Origin of the sequence: Sphingobacterium zeae, from assembly GCF_030818895.1 — a bacterium.
In the GTDB taxonomy this organism is placed as follows: domain Bacteria; phylum Bacteroidota; class Bacteroidia; order Sphingobacteriales; family Sphingobacteriaceae; genus Sphingobacterium; species Sphingobacterium zeae.
Genome location: NZ_JAUTBA010000001.1, coordinates 2,019,649 through 2,038,400 on the forward strand (window position 1 = coordinate 2,019,649; position 18,752 = coordinate 2,038,400).

Annotated in this window: 11 protein-coding genes; 5 read left to right on the plus strand and 6 right to left on the minus strand. The window is 45.1% G+C overall.

Translation table 11 applies throughout. The annotated features are described in order from the left end of the window. Positions 1-63 precede the first annotated feature (63 nt). The 3 genes from QE382_RS08445 to QE382_RS08455 all read left to right on the plus strand — a co-directional run bounded on the left by QE382_RS08445 (position 64) and on the right by QE382_RS08455 (position 7,072). Positions 64-3,147, plus strand: a complete 3,084-nt coding sequence (locus tag QE382_RS08445; protein ID WP_307185498.1) for a SusC/RagA family TonB-linked outer membrane protein — start codon at positions 64-66, stop codon at positions 3,145-3,147. A gap of 11 nt (positions 3,148-3,158) precedes the next feature. Further along, positions 3,159-5,120 carry a RagB/SusD family nutrient uptake outer membrane protein gene (locus QE382_RS08450; RefSeq protein WP_307185499.1) on the plus strand — a complete coding sequence of 654 codons (1,962 nt, stop codon included), beginning with the start codon at positions 3,159-3,161 and terminating at the stop codon, positions 5,118-5,120. A 71-nt stretch (positions 5,121-5,191) separates the two neighbouring features. Next, positions 5,192-7,072: a sialate O-acetylesterase gene (locus QE382_RS08455; protein ID WP_307185500.1), complete on the plus strand. Its 1,881-nt coding sequence runs from the start codon at positions 5,192-5,194 to the stop codon at positions 7,070-7,072. A 152-nt stretch (positions 7,073-7,224) separates the two neighbouring features. Here QE382_RS08455 and QE382_RS08460 read toward each other — a convergent pair whose 3' ends face one another. Beyond that, on the minus strand, positions 7,225-7,680 hold the full coding sequence (locus tag QE382_RS08460) for a PA2169 family four-helix-bundle protein (RefSeq protein ID WP_307185501.1): 456 nt from the start codon (positions 7,678-7,680) through the stop codon (positions 7,225-7,227). 340 nt (positions 7,681-8,020) lie between these two features. Between QE382_RS08460 and QE382_RS08465 the strand changes: the two genes are divergently transcribed. Further along, positions 8,021-9,007, plus strand: a complete 987-nt coding sequence (locus tag QE382_RS08465) for a YihY/virulence factor BrkB family protein (protein ID WP_307185502.1) — start codon at positions 8,021-8,023, stop codon at positions 9,005-9,007. 102 nt (positions 9,008-9,109) lie between these two features. Then, positions 9,110-9,295, plus strand: coding sequence for a CsbD family protein (locus tag QE382_RS08470; RefSeq protein WP_046675215.1), 186 nt, complete (start codon positions 9,110-9,112; stop codon positions 9,293-9,295). Positions 9,296-9,564: 269 nt separating this feature from the next. Here QE382_RS08470 and tamL read toward each other — a convergent pair whose 3' ends face one another. From tamL to QE382_RS08495, 5 genes are all read right to left on the minus strand, one after another. Beyond that, positions 9,565-11,895, minus strand: a complete 2,331-nt coding sequence (tamL, locus tag QE382_RS08475) for a translocation and assembly module lipoprotein TamL (RefSeq protein ID WP_307185503.1) — start codon at positions 11,893-11,895, stop codon at positions 9,565-9,567. After that, positions 11,861-17,182: a translocation/assembly module TamB domain-containing protein gene (locus QE382_RS08480; protein WP_307185504.1), complete on the minus strand. Its 5,322-nt coding sequence runs from the start codon at positions 17,180-17,182 to the stop codon at positions 11,861-11,863. Before QE382_RS08480 ends, tamL begins: the two co-directional genes overlap by 35 nt. Positions 17,183-17,273: 91 nt before the next feature. Continuing rightward, on the minus strand, positions 17,274-17,432 hold the full coding sequence (locus QE382_RS08485) for a hypothetical protein (RefSeq protein WP_293954328.1): 159 nt from the start codon (positions 17,430-17,432) through the stop codon (positions 17,274-17,276). Between the two features lie 245 nt (positions 17,433-17,677). Further along, a complete protein-coding gene (locus QE382_RS08490) occupies positions 17,678-18,403 on the minus strand; it encodes a PRC-barrel domain-containing protein (protein WP_307185505.1) in 726 nt (241 codons plus the stop codon). A gap of 38 nt (positions 18,404-18,441) precedes the next feature. Then, positions 18,442-18,624 carry a hypothetical protein gene (locus QE382_RS08495; RefSeq protein ID WP_307185506.1) on the minus strand — a complete coding sequence of 61 codons (183 nt, stop codon included), beginning with the start codon at positions 18,622-18,624 and terminating at the stop codon, positions 18,442-18,444. Positions 18,625-18,752: the final 128 nt, after the last annotated feature.

Here is an 18,752-nt window from a genome sequence, read left to right on the forward strand (position 1 = left end):
AGAAGTATTCAAATAATGATTATAAACAGAAGTGAAAACAAAATTTTCTTAAATCCCTAAATTATGAGAATGACGAGATTTACTATTTTTGTGCAACGAAAAAGAGCATTACAATGTATTCTGCCCTTGCTCTTTTTGCTGGCAGCCCTGCAGTTGGCTTTTGCACAAGATAAACTGGTAAAGGGCATGGTCTTAGATCCGAAGAGACAGCCCATTGAAGGGGTGACCGTATCTGTTAAGGGCGGCACCAAAAGTACCATTACCGACAGAACTGGTGCATTCGCCATCGAGGCGGGCAGTGGTGCCGCACTGGTCTTTACCAATGTAGGTTACAAAACAACCGAAGTCAAGGTACCTGGCAGCGGAATGGTGCAGGTGACCCTACAGGCTGACGATATTGCCATGGAGGAAGTGGTGGTCATCGGTTATGGTACCCAGCGTAAAGAGGCTGTCACTGGATCGGTGGCTTCGGTAAGTGGCGCCACGATGAACGAAGTGCCTGCAGCCAACATTAGCCGTGCCCTACAAGGGCGTATTGCCGGAGTCAATATGCAGCAGAACTCGTCAAAACCGGGATCGCCAATGCAGATTCGCATCCGGGGTACACGCTCGTTGACCGCAGATAACAATCCACTTATCGTACTCGATGGAATTCCATTTGCAGGCTCCATCTCCGATATTAATCCGGCAGACATTAAAAGTGTCGATGTGCTGAAAGATGCTTCGGCAACAGCCATCTACGGTTCGCGTGGTGCAAATGGTGTCATCCTGGTAACGACCAATAAAGGTCGTATGGGACAGGCGGCACAATTGGCCTATAACGGTTTCACGGGACTGCGCACCGTGTTTTCCAAATATCCGATGATGTCTGGTCCGGAATTTGCCGAAATGCGCCGCTATGTCGGACAATTTCAGAATACCCTCGATGAGTCGGACGATACTAATACCGATTGGCAAGATCTCTTTTACAAAAATGGAATGGTCAATAGCCACGATATCAGTGTCAACGGCGGAGCAGAGAAGGGCAACTACAATTTCGGAGCGGGTTACTTTCGCGACGAAGGCGTGGTACCCTTGCAGAACTATACCCGATACAATTTACGTGCAGCGTTGGACCAGCAGGTAGGTAAAATATTTAAATTTGGTTTCAACCTCAACCAGAGCTATAGTATCACTAACGGCAATAATCTGGGGCTTTTTGGTGTGCTCAGCGCGACACCGATTGCTAATCCTTTTAATGCGGACGGCAGCTTGAAGCCGCGAATCCAACAGCAGATTTCTGGACAACAATGGGTACATACCCGCCAGTCCTATGAAGCACTGGGGGATAGTTACATCAACCAGCAGCGTGTGTTTGGTTCGTACAATAATATGTATGGCGAAATCCAGATTCCTGGCGTAGAAGGACTGACTTACCGCACCAATCTTGGACTTAATTTCCGCCAGAACAATGACGGAAGTTACACAGGGCAGGGAGTCTTTAGCGGTACGCCCGACAATGTGTCCACTGCTTCGGTCGCAAACGGCAGAACCGTACAGTGGGTCATGGAAAACCTCCTGACGTACGACCGCACCTTTGCGCAAAAACATAATCTAAACCTTGTGGCATTGTATTCGGCCGAACAGAATACAGGCAACAGTACGCTCATATCGGCACGCGATATTCCAATCGATGCCTTCCAGTTCTATAACCTTGGCCGTGCTCAGGGGGAGATTATCGTAGATCCCAATCAGCAGGGCTATGCCAAAAGCAGCCTGATGTCTTTAATGGGCCGCGCCATGTATACTTTCGATAACCGCTATATGCTAACGATGACCATGCGCCGCGACGGTTCTTCGCGCTTGGCACCGGGGCACAAATGGCATACTTATCCAGCGATTTCAGCAGGTTGGAACGTTCACAACGAGAAGTTTATGTCGTCAGTATCTTGGGTAAATCAGCTTAAGCTGCGACTAGGCTATGGCGAGACCTCTAACCAGGCTGTCGATCCTTACAAAACGCTTGGGTTGCTGAGCACAAGACCGTATAATTTTGATACGCAATTCCTGACGGGTTATTACATGTCTGAATTACCTAACCCGATCTTGGGATGGGAGTTTTCCAAAACCTATAACTATGGTTTGGATTTCGGACTTTTCAAGAACAGGCTGAGCGGTACTTTCGAGTACTATGTTCAGAATACAGACAATATTCTGTTGCGTGTGGGGCTGCCACCGACCAACGGGGGAGGAAGTTATATGGCCAATATCGGAAAAACACAGAACAAAGGCTTTGAGCTTTCCCTCAATGGGGCGGTGATCGACAACGAAAGTGGCTGGAAATGGGATGTCGGGGTCAACTTGTATGCCAACCGCAATAAACTCGTTGAACTGACCTCTGGAAGTCAGCGCGATGAAGGCAACCAGTGGTTTGTGGGCCATCCAATAGACGTCATCTTTGACTATAAAAAGATTGGACTATGGCAACAGGACGATCCATATCGGGATATTCTTGAGCCAGGCGGCAATGTGGGAATGATTAAAGTGGAATACACCGGTGAGTATGATGATAAGGGTGCGCCAACACGTGCCATCGGTGCAGCAGACCGTCAGATCATTAATATTCAACCCAATTTTCTGGGAGGATTCAACACGCGTCTGGCTTATAAAAATGTCGACCTGAATGTGGTGGGAACTTTCCAGAACGGCGGTACACTAATCAGTTCGCTCTATGGTAGCACCGGTTATCTAAACCAGCTAAATACCCGCTCAGGCAACAATGTGAGTGTCGAATACTGGCGTGAAGACCGTACAGATGCCAAATACCCTAAGCCAGGAGGCATACAGAGTGGTGACAATCCCAAATATGGCAGTACCCTTGGCTATTTTGATGCCTCTTATTTAAAGGTGCGCACAATCAGCATGGGGTACAACTTTAAACAGAAATGGGTAGAACGCATGGGGATCGGCCGTCTGCGGGTATATGCGACGGTGGAAAATCCATTTGTCCTCTTCTCGCCCTACAATAAGGAGTCGGGGGGCGATCCAGAACCCAATTCTTATGGAGACGAAAATGTGGCCGTGGGTGGCCTGAGAAGAATCCTTGTGGTGGGTACCAATACGCCAGCAATGAGAAGTTATATTTTGGGATTAAATCTTTCATTTTAAAACATTCAGGCATGAAAACTTTCAATTCAAAACTTATTATAGGACTATGCGTCGGTTCACTCATGCTCGGCATGAATAGCTGCTCCAAATTTTTGGATGAACAGCCTAGGGGAATCTTTACACCGGGTGATTTTAAGACAGCAAATGGGATCAATAACAGTATCGTGGGACTTTATGCCCACCTGCGCAACATATATGGACAGGCGTATTATTACAATGCCTGTCTAACAGGGACAGATGAAGTGACATATGCCCAAAGCGCCGACGAAAATTTTCAGGTAATGGACTTTTCAGGTCTCAGTACCATGACGGCTGTAAATAGCCGGGCGGATGTGGCGTGGCAGGCTGCCTTGCCCAACATCAACATGGCTTCGGGTATCATCGAAAATGCACCGGCGGTAGGTACTTCGCCGGCGATCATTGCCGAAGCGCATTTTTTTCGCGCATTTGACTATTTCCTGCTCGTGCAGACCTTTGGTGGCGTGCCGCTCGACCTGGGTGGAGGCGAACTCAAATATAGTACGTCTGTAGAGCGCAAATCAACACGCAATACCGTGGCTGAGGTGTATACCCGTGCCATCTTTCCCGATCTGCTGCAGGCGATCGGCGATTTGCCGGAAGCACCGCGCTTAAAAGGTGCTGCCACAAAAACTGTGGCCCGCTTGTATCTCGCAAAGGCCTACCTGACCTATGCCTGGTGGCTGGAAAATCCTAAAAATATACCCACTTATCCCGAAACCGCTCGTACGGATCCTGATGGTAAAACCAGTGCATGGTATTTCCAGCAGGCTTACGACATAGCGGTCGGCGCAATAGAAAATCCAGGACCTTTTGCTTTGCAGCCCACGTTCTATGACGTCAATGTCGGAACCAATGACCGGAACAACGAAATCTTGCTCTTTGCCGACCATACCGAGAGCAGTGAGCTGTACAATGGCGGAAGTCTCAGCTATGGAAGTGGCGGTGCACCGGATAACTTTGCGGGCTGGATGATGACCTGGAACTACCCTTCGTTGACGAGTTCGAAAACAACCGCCTGGGCGACAGCCGACCTCGTCAATTCGGTACAACGCGAGGCAGCACAAGCACTGGGACGTCCTTGGACACGGATGGCACCGACCATCAATGTGGTCACCGAAACCTTTGCTGATAAAACCAACGACTCGCGTTACGACGGCACCTTTACAACAGTATACCGGGGCAACTGGGATAAGGCCAATATTAGCAATCCTTCGTTGTTCAATGCCAATAATTTGCCGGTCAAACCAAAGGAAGCGATCTTGACTTTTTTGAATGAAGAACCGCAGACACCCATCAACTACGACAATAAAACCTATAAAAGTAGTATCGGCGCTGGGGTATTGCCGGGTCGGGCCGATTATGTGATCTCTCCAGAGGGCATCAGCCGCCGCGTTTATCCGGGGCTGTGGAAGTTAGGACCTTACCGCACGGACAACGGTAATGGTTTGGGTCAACCTAACGCAGGGAGTACCCGGCCGTTTAATATTGCCAAATTCTCGGAGTTGTATTTTATCGCTGCCGAAGCAGCGGTAAAAGGAGCTACGACCAAAGCAGGTAAAAGTGCTCGGGATCTGGTTAATGTCATCCGCGGTCGTGCGGGGGTATGGCGTTGGGACAACAATGGAAACATGGCCAAGGAAGCCAACCATCGTGACGACATGATCGCAGCAACACCGGCGCAGATCACACTCAGCTACATCCTGGCAGAACGTTCCCGTGAGTTTTATGGCGAGGGCTATCGCTGGTATGATCTTGTACGTACCCAAACCTGGTCTGATATAGCCAAAACCTACCGCATTGCAGGTTCTAATGTTGGCGACCACACAGCGGCGACCTTTACCCGATCCATACAACCTTTTCATTATCTGCGGCCTATTCCGCAGGGGCAGCTGGATGCTATGGATATGTCGGCAGCTGAAAAAGCAGCTTATCAGAATCCCGGTTATAATTAATGGGCGTGCTGCGCCTGCCATCCGCGTACGATGGCAGGCACAACGCCTCTGTCGCTATACTATTCCATCGCATGAAAATAAAAAAAGGAAGATTTTGTGTGGTTCTGCTATCATTAGCATTACTCTTCTGTGCCGGAGTTTCTTCCGCAGCGATACGGCTTCCCGCACTGATTGCGGATCGCATGGTATTGCAGCGTGATACGGAACTGAAAATTTGGGGATGGGCAGACCCCGGTGAAAAAATAACAGTACGTTTCCGGGATAAAAACTATCTGACGGAGACGGATGCTACAGGCAACTGGGCTGTTAGGCTACCCGCACAAAAGGCGGGTGGTCCTTATATGTTACAGGTTAATGAAATTACAGTCCGGGATATCTTGATTGGTGACGTGTGGCTCTGCTCGGGACAATCCAATATGGAGACGCCAATCGCGCGGCTGGTAGAACGGTTTCCCGAGATTGACGCATCCAACAACCATATGATCCGTTATTTCAAGGTCCCAACACAGCACGCGCTAGAAAGCCGAAGCGAAATTTCCGGTGGTGGGCGATGGTGCTCCGCGGTAGCTTCGGAAGTCATGAATTGGACCGCACTGGCTTATTTCTATGCGCAGCAGAGCTATGCACATAACGGCGTACCCGTCGGTATGCTTGTCTCCAGTCTCGGCGGATCTACCATCGAAAGCTGGATCAGCCAAGCGCAGTTAAAGGAATTTCCGAAGCTGCTGCTCGACCGTACAGCACTGGACAGTATGCGCTTGGCTGAACGTGACCAAGGTATCAACGATTGGGTAAAACCCGAATGGGACGATAGCAATTGGCCCACTTTTACGGTACCGGGCTTGTGGCGCGAGCAGCAAGTGGACAGCAAGGGAGTACTGTATTTCAGAAAGTCGTTTGAGTTGCCCGCCGAACTATCAGGTCGATACGGAATGCTCTATTTAGGCACCATGATCGACAGCGACTCGGTATTTGTGAACGGACGTTTTGTGGGGGCCACAGGCTATATGTATCCACCTCGTAAATATGCTGTGCCAGCGGGTATTTTACGTAAAGGTTCCAATCTGGTTACGATACGCCTTCGGTCAAATAGTGGAAACGGCGGATTTGTAGCGGGCAAGTCGTATAAACTGGTCGTAAATGATAAGGAGATCAATTTGGCAGGGCAATGGAAATACCAGGTCGGTATGGATCTGGCGTTATCCAAAAGTTATCGCACGCGACTTAAAAATAAAAATGAGGTCGGGTCGACGCTCTATCATGGAATGATCTACCCATTGAAGGATGTAAAAGTAATTGGTGTCATCTGGTATCAGGGTGAAGCCAATTCAGATGCGCCCCAAGACTACGAACGGTACCTTAAGCTGCTGATCAAAGACTGGCGACTCGCACTAAATCGGCCCCAGCTGCCCTTTTTGCTCGTACAGTTGCCCAACTACATGCCTCAACAAGAACGTCCGTCTGAATCGGGGTGGGCGCGCATACGGGAGGCACAGTTTAAAGTAGCCCAAGAGGTGCCCTATACGGCGCTGACAGTCAACTACGATATTGGTGAATGGAATGATATTCATCCTTTAAATAAAAAGGACTTAGCTGCACGGTTACTGCTAGCCGCCCGAAAGTTGGTGTATGGTGAAAAATTGATCAGCACAGGACCAACTTATCAGCGCATGGAAATCAAAGGGAACAAAATCGAACTCTTTTTTACCAACGTCGGAAGTGGTTTAGCGATCCGAGATGGCAAGGTGCTCAAGCATTTTGCTCTTGCTGGACAAGACGGCCAATTTAGATGGGCGAAAGCGGTTATTAGCGGTCATACGGTTGTTGTAACCCATCCGGATATAACCCATCCTGTAGCGGTACGTTATGCATGGGCCGATAATCCAGCCGATGCGAACCTCGTAAATAAAGAAGATTTATTAGCTTCCCCATTTAGAACAGATAATTGGTAAGCCATACGCGAGCGAACGGGTAAGTCGGATCTAAGCCTGGATGTCGTCATCCATAAATTAATTTATTACGTAACGCATGGTTCATCAAAAAGAAAGACTGGCCTATATATGGGCCAGTCTTTTTTTTTAATAACTTTTAAATCAAGTTGGATTTAGATGTCGCGCATAATTTTAATGTTTTCATGCGCTTCCCGTTGCTGGCTGAGTTGAATCTGAATCAGATTTTTAGCACCAACAGATAACTTATCCGCTTCCTCGAGCGCTTTGGTATATACCTCGCTAAAAGCAGTCTCGCCGCGCTCGCATTGCTGCAATAAATCCTGTAAATCGCCGCGCGACAATTTTGATTTAATCACCATCCATAGCCTAAAAAGTTCGCCACTCAATTTGGTGCGGTCCGTAGCATATTGACCGGCAAGCTCAACCAGCGGAGTAAGTTCAGCGATAAATTTTTCGGACTGCGCGATACGTTCTTTGAACACAGCCTCATGGGCACCTTCGCCCTGCTCATTGGCTAAGTCAATGGCAAGCTCGTAACCTTCGATGCGGTCATTGTTGATCTTAATAAGGTCATTTAAAATATTGGGGTCGTTCTGATTACCTTTCATTTTTTTCGTTATGCTTTTTGTTTCCTTTATATTGTTTTTCTCGCTATACTGGTTTTATTTCTTTGCTGTCTTCTTTCCTGTGTCGTGTTCCTTCCTATCCTGTCTTGCTTCCTATGCTATTTCTAAAGAGGAACACGAAAGGTTAATCATTAGTTTGTCTTTATTTCTTTGATGATAATAAAAAGAGTGGTACTCCTTGATTTTGAGTGTTTTTAATTCCAATGATAGCTGATTGCTTCGTATGCTGAATTTGTATAAAACGTAGGATATTCAAAATTTTCTCATAAAAACAAACGTTCTGCCTCGTTAAAGAGTTTATTTCTTAAAAACACTAAATACAATGGATATAAACAAGGAAAAGAAAAGCAAGCTACAGACGTATTGGACGATATTAAAAAATACCGTATCCGGATTTACGAATGAAGACTCGATGAAATATAGTGCGTCGCTATCGTACTACACCGTTTTTTCCATCGGCCCAATTTTGGTTTTGATGATATCATTGGCCGGAATATTCTATGGAGCCGAAGCAATTCAGGGAAAAGTCTTTGACGAACTGAACGGATTGGTAGGAAACAATGCTGCTAAACAGATCGAAGAGGTCATCCAAAACCTCCAATTATCGGGTAAGTCAAACATCGCGCTGGTCATCAGTATTGTTACCCTAATTATCGGTGCAACGACCGTTTTTGGCGATATGCAGAATTCAATTAATAAAATATGGCACGTGCGGCCAAAACCTAAGAAAGGATGGTTAAAAATGATTCAGGATCGTTTGCTGTCATCGTCGCTTGTGATCGGTTTGGGCTTTTTATTAGTCGTCACATTAATTGTCAATGGAATAATCTTGGCCTTAACGGGACAGTTGCAACGCTATTTCCCAGATATTACTGTCGTGCTGATGAATGTCATCAATTTTGCCATTTCCTTTATTGTTATTGTAGTGCTATTTAGCGTTATTTTTAAAACCTTGCCGGATGTAAAGATCCAATGGAAGACGGTGCGTGCAGGCGCCTTGTTTACGGCGATTTTATTTGTCATCGGTCGCTACCTGATCGGGATTTATTTGGAACGATCAGCAACGCAGGATACCTATGGCGCGGCTGGTTCATTTGTGCTTATTCTGCTTTGGGTATATTATACGGCCGCAATACTTTATTTCGGGGCGATCTTTACGCGGGAATATGCAACGGAGATGGCTATCCCTATTGAACCTTCTGAATTTGCGGTACATGTAGAGACACAGGAGATCGAGCGGAATGTCGATGAGATTCCACCTGCACCGCTGGATGCAGAGGAAACGACAATCGATACAACGGAGCAATAGCACCGAAAAAGAACAGGAATATTTTTAACATTTGATAACATTTTTTTTAAAACGATTAAAGCTGTAGGCTGTTATATCTATAAAAAACGAAAGGAAAATATTATGAGTGAATTAACATGGAAAGGTCGTTGGAACGAAATTAAAGGTAAGGTAAAACAGCAATATGCAGATCTTACAGATGATGATTTACTATACGCAGAAGGTAAAGAAGATGAATTGGTAGGTAAACTTCAAAAGAAAACAGGAAAAACACAAGATGAGGTGAATAGCTGGTTAAACGGCTTGTAGCATCTTGTTTTTTATGGTAAAGGCGGATAACAGCAATGTTATCCGCCTTTTTTATGGACGCTTTCTGTAAAAAAGATAACTGCTTAAAAGACTTACGTTTATAAGAACAGCAAAACTGTTAGAATAGATAATAGTGCTAAAGTTCTACAATAAGCGTCAGCAGCATCAAGGTCGAAAGATCGCCCACATTCTTTTCCTTCAAAGACTTGATTAGCTGCATTAAGCATAGAAATTACGCTTTATAGTCCTCAGCTGCTTGACATCATTCCTTAGAATGGGTAACCGATCGCCAGGTTAAACATTAAATTGTCTTTACGCCATCTAGAACTTCCAAAATCGATATCCTTTAACACCCAGCGTTCACTCTTCGGTAAATAGGGGACGCGGAGTGGAATGGAAAAATCGGTACGCAGGATCAGGAAGGTAAAGTCGAAACGTAAACCTAGTCCGCCGCCCACAGCGAGCTCCTGGAGAAAATCTTTACTAAATTTCCCTCCAGGTTTGGTTTCATCTTCACGTTGAAGCCATACATTCCCCGCGTCAATAAAGGCCGCCCAATGGATTGGACCAGTAATTTTTGCGCGGTATTCGGTATTGAGCTCCAATTTGATATCACCCGTCTGATCGGCGTAGAAAAGGCCATTACCAAGACGTTCTGGTGCCACGGTACCCGGTCCGATTGCACGCGCACCAAAGGCGCGGATACTATTTGGTCCGCCTACATAATATTGTTTCAAATAGGGGAGGGAACGCGAATTACCATACGAGTAACTCATTCCGATACTTACCCGCGAGGCAAGCTGTGAATTTTCGCTAAGCTTGAAATAATGCCTGCCGTCGACGCTTGCTTTGATATATTGTGAGAAGTACGCGTCGAAGAGTTTAAAGGTTTTGCCCTTATTAAAGTCCGCGCCTTTAATAAGCCCCAAAATATTGCCCGAAAAATCCAGATTCCCCTTAAAATAAAAGGTGTTTTGAAGATGTTTTTTCATGGTATTCTGAAAGGTGAAATTGTAGTTGGGACCAATGGTAAATTGGGGGTCGATCACATGGCGTAGCGCGGGAATGGTATCCATCTGATTTTTGTAGCTTTCTGAAATACCCCGCGGTTGCACATACGTGATTTCCATCAATGCCAGATCATGCTGTTTCTCTTCGTTCTCCTGCCAGGTATACCCATAGTCCAAAGCAATGGAATTAAGGGTATAGGCTTTTCTGCGATTTAAAAATTCGTAACGTGCTTTGATATAGGTATTCGGAATAAATTGCCGCGACGGATTTATGGTGCCAAACGGCGTTAGTATGCGGGGGAAAGTCAAGGTAGCCTCGGTACCGTAGCGGAAATAGCTGGAGTTGAGATCAGCATTGCCACCTGTCTGTAATTCGTAACCGCCGAATACATTGATATTAAGCTTTTCGGCACCTTTAAAGGCGTTGCGCAAGGTCCAGTTCACATTGACTTCGGTCCCGTTGTACACGCTGGCCATTTTGCCGAGTAGTTCTACCCGGATGGACTTCTTGGGCAGCGGTGTAAGGTAGTAGTACACATCCAGTGCATTAGGCACCTCTTTGCTATCCACAAAGTTGTTTTTAACAAATTTCCAGCTATTCAGGTTCACGAGGTGGCTGATGGTCCTGTTGTGGCTATCCCGGTTGTAGAGGTCGCCCTCCTTGAAAAAGATATGATTCGCAATAACCGGTTTGCGAAAGGTATGATTTGGATCGACAAAGTAATAACTGCTGTCGAATAATTCAGCATTTCTGGCCGAACGTTGGTACCCTGTCCCGGTCTCGTTATAGTTGGGATAGATATAAATCTTATTAATCTTGGAAGGGACCCGTGCCTGTTCAGGCGTTTCTTTTTTGACCGTCACATAGAGATTAACCTTGTGGTCGCCGATTGTACTGTCTACCTGCACGAGGATGTAGTCTGGACTAAAGTAATAGTAGCCTTTATTTTTTAATACATTGTCTATGCGGTCTCTTTCATTGAGCACCACGTCAAGACTATAGTTGTTATTGACCCGCAGAAGGCTACCACTTGAAGTCTCCCGAATATCGCGGCCGAGTTGGGTGGTGTTGTCAACGTCGAAAGTAACGGATTTTATGCGGTAAATCAAGTTAGGGGTGGCGGTATAGTCTACCGTAGCTTTTTTATTTTCGACGATGGTATCTGAGGTGACTTCTGCATTGAAAAAACCAATATTCTCCAGTCTATTGCGGAGAAGATTCTCATTGTATTCTCGATTTACATCGCTTAGCAGTACCGGTTCTTCGCCGATCTTTTTTAGAAAGCGTTTGATAAAATTGCTTTGGGCGGTGTCTCCGGCCATGTTATTAAAATAGAGTTTATAGGGCATTCCCAGCACCCGTTTATTGGGCTTGGGCCGAAGCGACTCTGCCAAATAGGTCTCCAGCTTTTCCTTGTTTTTCTTTGAAATGGTATCCGATGCTATCTTGACATTCCCTTTCACATATAGACTCTCGCCTTCAGGTAGGTTTTTAGTCGAGGAACAAGCAGCAATTAGTCCCCCTATTGTCACTAAGGCTATAAGCCACTGTAATTTAATTTGCATGGTAAGCCCTTTCCTCATCTTCATTTTTAATCGCTGTTGTTTTAATCGTATCTAAATGTTTTGGCGCATTATTTTTTTGCGTCCGATTTGTTGTACTGTCCACCTCCTGTCGGCGTTGCTGTTCTTTTTTCTGCTCTTCAATCCGTTTGCGGTATTCTGGGCTATGAAGCATTAGACTGTCGCGTATCACTGTTCTAACGCTGTCGCGATATGCGGAATCTTGCTCCATACGGTCCACATCAAAGCGTTTCCTAAACTTCTTGCTGCCGGTATCGTAGAACTCCTTCAATTTTTTGGAGCGCATAAAGATCTCCTTAAATCTGTTGTAGTCCATGTTGATAATGAACCCGATTCCGGTTTCAACAAATTGCCCCTGTAGGGTAACCTGATACTGATTTTTACGGTAGAAGCGCGCAAAGTAGCGTCCATCTTGGGAGAGTTGATAATCCAGTTGAATATCACCAGCAATGTTATTGGAAGCCTCTCCCGGACGGGAATTCCCTTCTACCTCAAAATTAGATCCGATGCTGACTTTCAGGCGGTCGTTGAGTAACATCTTGGAGACGCCAATGTTGAGGTCGGTACGCGTTTGCGCTGCACCCGTGCTATAATCGTCTTCCGACGTGAGGTTGAAATCAAGCTCCACTCCAGTAATCAGGTCAGAAGCCAGTCGGTTCAGCTGAGAACTTAAAAACGAACTAACGCTATTCCGTACCAGTGCTTCTGTACCACCGCCGCCAGAAAGGCTTTCAAATGGATTGGCTGACATAAACCTACCCAGTACAATCAAAGAAAAGACTTGTTTGTTAAGATCGGACGGGTTCTCGCGCAATGTCGTTAATGCATTGTCCACCTTACTGATGACATCCTGCGATACAATGGCATTATTGGCATTCAGGTCGATGTCGAAATTAAGCTGTGGCTGAAACAACTGATCCGAGATCTTCAACAATACGTCGAATGGAATCTTTTGTTTATATAAGTTGGCATTTTGAGTGCCGAGCTGTGGAGCAACCAATTCTAACGTTGGTGCCTTTAGAGTGTATACGGCCGTTATGTTCAGCTGTGCGTCCAAAGGATCGCCATTCCAGGTTATTGTACTTCCTTTTTGAAAGGTAAAGTCTCTACTGACAGGTCCAAAGCTAAATGAATAACTTCCTTTCTCCACGGTAAATGTCCCTGACATCGTAATTTTACCACTTGCATCCACGCCGGCATTGAGTTCGGCTTCCCCCTGAATGTTGAGGGCATCCTGCGAACCTGCGTCGAGCAAAATCTTAAACTTGGCATCCTTATCGGTCTGTAAATTTAGGTCGACATCTATTCCAGTGAGTTTCGTTACGGTCATCGAATCTAGTCGGGCAAGTGCATTTGCAGTCGCTGTATCGCGTTTGTCGACAAATTCAACCACCCCTTTCCGGTCGGCCATCCCAGGCTCATTGTTGGGCATGACCAGCGTAAAATCAGTGCTATCGAGTACCTTGATGGTTCCATCCACAATCGGTTTGTCGAGATTTCCGCCGATTTGCAGATTGGTGCCAAGATACATTTTTCCATAAAACATATCGTTGTCCGCTTGCGTGGAATTCAGTACTTCAAAGTTGTCCATGTCGATGTTGAGGTCAAAGTCGAAATCGGTGTAGGTCTGCGTACGGATCGAACCACTAACCTGAGCCATATTTCCTTTGCTATCTTCCAGCTCGAAATTTGGAAACGATATGCCGTTTTGGTCGAAACGGATCTGTTCATCTTTTGCTTTAAAAAGTGAATTTAGCATGGCAACATTGAATTCGGCTTCCCGAAAATTAAGATCCCCCCTGATCTGTGGTTTTGAAGGCGACCCCGTTATTTTTAGCTGACCTTCGAGGTTGCCCTTGGCGTCTTTCAGGTTGCCCATACTAAAGGCCTGCACGGTCTTCATGGTTAACGGTGCGACATCCAGCGTAAAGTCAAGCGTAGCATCACCCTGTGCTGGATTGATAAAGTCACCACTCAGAACGAGGTTATTCCCGTTTTCCGTAATGCTCACATTGGCATTGTAGGTATTTTCACGTGCATTGTTGACTTTGATATTGATATTCCCAACGGTATCTTTTCCGAAGTAAAACTTATCTACCACAAGATCGGCAACAAACACAGGACTACTTTCGAGTCGTGATAGTGTGGTTTGGCCGTTGATACCACCGCCCACATCGACACTGTCGCTCATCACCATTTTGGTCAGCGTCTCAATGCGGAAATTGTTGAATGCTACATTTAACGGTGAATTGAATAGGCTATCCTGGGAAGCAATGCGGAGTTCCTGGCCCTTGTTACGCAGTACAAAATTGTTAGCCAATATACCGGCGCTACCAAATTTAAGCGTATTGTCGGGGGCCACATCCCACTTATCGTAATTGAGCATCAAGCCGTCCTGCAGCAGACTAAATTCAAATAGTCCATTTCGTGCCTGCATGTCTGCCCCAACGTGATATTGCTCTTTATCTTGTTTATCTTTGATCCACAGCCCCATGTTAATCATGTTCTGCGCGACCTTTCCGCTGAAAACCGTATTGGTAAGCTCAATACTGCTGACTTTAACCTTGTTGATGAGGGCCGAATAGTAAAGTGCGCTATCTAAACTATTGATATCTAAGGTCACATTGTTTATTTCTGTACCGCCATAAACGATGCGCGGCGCATCTAACTTGGCTGAGAGGTTTTTGGACGCACTGTTAAATAGACCGTCCAAACTGATGGCTTTCATTTCAGTGAGTTCTGGAAGAAAATCCTGAATCAGTCTATTTCGGGTCAGCTGAGCCGAAAATTCGATAAGTTGAGGCGAGTATGGGGGAATCGAAACGGGTTTTTCAGGTTTATAATAAACCTGCAGAAGATCCTGTACGGCACTTTGCAGTTCCAGAATTTTGTATTTACCAACCAGGTGGGCATTCAAAAAGTCAGATTTCAAGATCAGCTGGTTGCGGCTCGTATCGGCCTTGGCCAGTAAGGATACAGAGTCCAGTGCATAACGATCGTTGTTGTATCGGATCAACGAGTTGGTAATATGTGCTTCACCGTTGAGGAAGTTTGGATCAGCAGTGGCAAAATTACCGCTTAGCTTACCCCGGTAGCTGAGAGCATCCTGCATTAAATTTAACTTTTGCAGATTGATGCTGTCCACCACTAGTTCAAACGCCACTTTAGGATACTTAGCCCTCGTATTGGCCGAAGCATTCAGTTTCAGTTTGATATTTGGATCGGGACTCAAAACGGATGCTTTGATAGCGCCTTTATCTGCGGAAAGGTTCATGCCGATATCGTGATAGCGGTAACCCATGGCATCGAGCCGGTTCACTTTACCGTCAAAGTTTGCCATAAGTTTCTTGGGGTCAGTTCCCTTTCCCTTAATTTTTCCTTCAAACGAAACAATGCCCAAGGTACTGTCCATCTGCATGATCTGACCGATGTTGAGGTCACGGACGCTCACTGCTGCATCGTAGCTGGTATCCTGTTTGGTCATATTGACTTTTCCATCGAGTTTGGCTGTCCCTTTTTCAGTGACCAGTGCGAGTTTCGTATTAAAGGCAGTCATTCCGCCTTTGAAAGTACCACTAAGACCAATCGTGTTGGGGAGTTGAATGCCACTCGGCAACATGGACTTAGCAACTAGTTTTTCGATATCCGAACGGCCTGTGGTCAGTTTTTTGAGATTCAGGTCTACTGACAACTTATTCATATCAGGAAGTCCCTTTAGATGGAGGCTGGCAATCAGACGTGTATTTGATAACGTTTGAAAATCGATTGTGGGGATATGAAGGTCATCTACACGGCCGACAATACGAGTATCAATATAAAATTTCTTATCGAGCAACGGCTTCATCACTTGCATGGTATCGAGGAAGGGTGCAAGAAATCGGATATCTCGCATATCGATATGACTCTTGCTGATGTTGGCATTCACCGTGATCAGTTCTGGTTTTTTGGCAATCAGATCTAGGGAAGGGTAACTGATTTTGACATAGTTTCGGATCAGTGTCCGCGGAGTTTCTGCATATAGGTTTTTGATTTCGGCACCGGTATTGGTATAGTTGAAATCGGCTTTCAGCTGCTTGATAACGAAGCCAGAATGGTCTGAAGCTACAAGCTCTTTCAATGACCCGCTGATGGAATCTGCGCTATAATATAAATCAGTGAGCTGCGTTTTAAGACCTGGCATGTGGATGTTAAAATAATCGAAACCCTTCATGCGGGGCTGGTTGTCATCTCTAAAACGAATATTGGTGTTATTAATGCGAATGTTTTTGGCCGAGACGATCCAATTCATTTTTCCAGCCGCACTTGAATCTGTTTGCGCAGCATCGGCTTTTGTCGGATTAGCTTTTCCCCCTTCGGGCAACGCTTTTTGAATTTTTCCCAGCAGAACATTGTTGTCCGACCCGTCTAGATCAAGCTTTTGAATATCCACAAACTCTTTGTTCAGATCAATTTTATTGAGATCCGCATGGAAGCTTTTTATTTTAAATTCGGATTTAAGCGCGCTGGCCTGATCTTCATATCGGACCAGAACATTTTTGAGATCTGCCACTTGGATGCCGACATCGGGGAGGAGGGACGTCGTCTGCGCGGTTTTATCGCTAATCCCAAAGTCTTCAACAGAAGGACCCGAGCCATCCACGGCGGGTTTCCATTGCTTAACGGTCGCATTTAGTCCGTCTATATTAATTTTGGGAAGCTCAAAGGCCATGTTGTTCGTGAGGTCAAACTTCTTTATATTGGTGTTTAAACTGCCCAAATACACGTCGGCGCCGGTACCGATTACTTCGTCGGTATAGACCACATGTATTTTTGAAAATTTAATTTTATCGAGGTTAAACAGCAGGGCAGACGTAGTATCAGCAGTAGGTTGACTTTCTTTTTCAGACGCAAAAGCCTTAACGATATAATCGAAATTAAAGGCGCTGTCGGGTAAAGTACGTTGTATTTTGGCCGTAACACCCTCAACTTCCAAACTTTGGATTTCTACTGTATTTTTCAATAATTTTAGCATATTGATATCCACCGCAATGCTCTTTCCAGCAACTAAAGTGTCCTTACTCTGATCTTCGAGATAGATGTTTTCCAAGACCAGTTTTTTCGGAAAATCAATATTGATATAGCCAATTCTAACGGGGGTGCCAATTTTGCCTTCGACATAATGGGTTACTTTTCCGGCAATATAATTCTGTATCGTGGGAAGACGCAGCAAAAAAATAATTAGAATGAAGAGTCCAATGATTCCGCCAATAATCCACAATAATGTTTTTAAAGCAATTCGGGTAAATCTGTTCAATGTGTTGTCTGATTTAAGTTTACACATAAGACAACATAACCATACAAATGGTTTGGAATTTATAGATAGATATCGCTATAATGTCATTTTCTTACCACAGCATATACGTCAGGATGATTAAAAAGCCTCCCCGGATAAGCAATTCTTGCGCCAGTTCCTCGCGGTCCAACTTATACCAGCTATATTTTTCGTAATATCTACTGATCGTTTTCCTGTTTTTTTCGCTGACAATTTTATAATTTGTTTTCATAACCGATTTATATTGATGTCTTGTAACAGCATGCAATTATGGTGCAATTTTGGCGATTTGTTAGGGAATTTAGGTAGTTGATGTGGTGGTTTAGGTTATAAAATACACTGTCAAGGCGTATTTAAACGCTGCGCCTCATTTTACATCAAAGGGAGTGTTTTATCTATACACTCATTCCGGCTTTGCTAATAGCATATCGAAGCCGGAATGAGTATATGTAAATGAGTATATGTAATAGCGTTTGTTTATCGTTCGTTGTTGCTGCGTGTACCAGGTTCATGCGCTGTACCATGGTCGTATCGAGCAGCCACTCTTCTGGTTCGTTGAGCTTGATCAGAAGGAAGTGTATCCATCTGTTTTCCTTCGCTATAAAAAGTATCTTCGCTAAAGTGATAATGCGTATAGAATGTGGATGGATCATAATTATTGTCGCTTACGACAAATCCAACATCTCCGGTGCCTTCAAAGATGTGCCGGATAGATAATTCCGTTTCCGGATCGACATGATCATGGTAAGCAGGCAGTCGAATGACCTGATCTTCAGTAATAGATAGAACCACCACCTCTCCATCATCAGCAGGGTTGTATAAATAATCCGTTGCAGGTTCTTCTGTCGGCATCTCGTCGACAGTAAAGATCACGGTATGATTAATAGGCTCAACGGGGGGAGTTAGGTAGGCGGTATCATTACTCGCCTGAATCTTCGTGCCATCATAAAGCGAGGCAAGACCTATGGGTACGAGTATTTTCTTATCTTCTTCCACAACAAATTCAGCGTCATTCAGGTCGATGATAAGATAGCGAACCTGTTGGCTCTGGGGATCAAACAGCAGATCTCTTACATGTCCGATCAATTGACCAGCCTCATTTTTCACTTTCCATCCGCGGATATCAGGTTCTCCATCGACTATTTCATAATCGCTTCCTGCGAGTTCAATCAAATGATTATAGTTTTTGTCTTCTAATGCCATGTTTTTAGTTTTTGAGTTATTCAATTTTTTACGAGGGTCTAAAGAGTATCTCTTAGTGGCGCTGTGCTGTTTACACTTGTATCCGGAGTAGCCTCATTTAACCGTGCGCCACTGTTGTAGCGGTTTACAAAATAGAGGACCAATCCCAATGCAAGGAGTGATAGCAGGAGCCATAGCCACCAAGGTGCTCCATTTTTAGGTTTTACTTCTAAATGTGCCATATATACTTTTTTAAAAAGAACAACACTTCACTGGCTTCGTTTGAAAAAAATTTTTATGTATAGGTTTGGCTATTATAGTTTGTTAGCTGTAACGCACGATTGGTATGAACGATATAGCTGGCTGAACA

Excerpts from the sequence above, each read along its gene's own strand:
- QE382_RS08485 (WP_293954328.1), bottom strand. The coding sequence starts at position 17,432 with ATGAAAACAAATTATAAAATTGTCAGCGAAAAAAACAGGAAAACGATC.
- QE382_RS08455 (WP_307185500.1), top strand. The coding sequence starts at position 5,192 with ATGAAAATAAAAAAAGGAAGATTTTGTGTGGTTCTGCTATCATTAGCA.
- QE382_RS08470 (WP_046675215.1), top strand. The coding sequence starts at position 9,110 with ATGAGTGAATTAACATGGAAAGGTCGTTGGAACGAAATTAAAGGTAAG.
- QE382_RS08465 (WP_307185502.1), top strand. The coding sequence starts at position 8,021 with ATGGATATAAACAAGGAAAAGAAAAGCAAGCTACAGACGTATTGGACG.
- QE382_RS08445 (WP_307185498.1), top strand. The coding sequence starts at position 64 with ATGAGAATGACGAGATTTACTATTTTTGTGCAACGAAAAAGAGCATTA.
- tamL (WP_307185503.1), bottom strand. The coding sequence starts at position 11,895 with ATGAAGATGAGGAAAGGGCTTACCATGCAAATTAAATTACAGTGGCTT.
- QE382_RS08460 (WP_307185501.1), bottom strand. The coding sequence starts at position 7,680 with ATGAAAGGTAATCAGAACGACCCCAATATTTTAAATGACCTTATTAAG.
- QE382_RS08490 (WP_307185505.1), bottom strand. The coding sequence starts at position 18,403 with ATGGCATTAGAAGACAAAAACTATAATCATTTGATTGAACTCGCAGGA.
- QE382_RS08450 (WP_307185499.1), top strand. The coding sequence starts at position 3,159 with ATGAAAACTTTCAATTCAAAACTTATTATAGGACTATGCGTCGGTTCA.
- QE382_RS08495 (WP_307185506.1), bottom strand. The coding sequence starts at position 18,624 with ATGGCACATTTAGAAGTAAAACCTAAAAATGGAGCACCTTGGTGGCTA.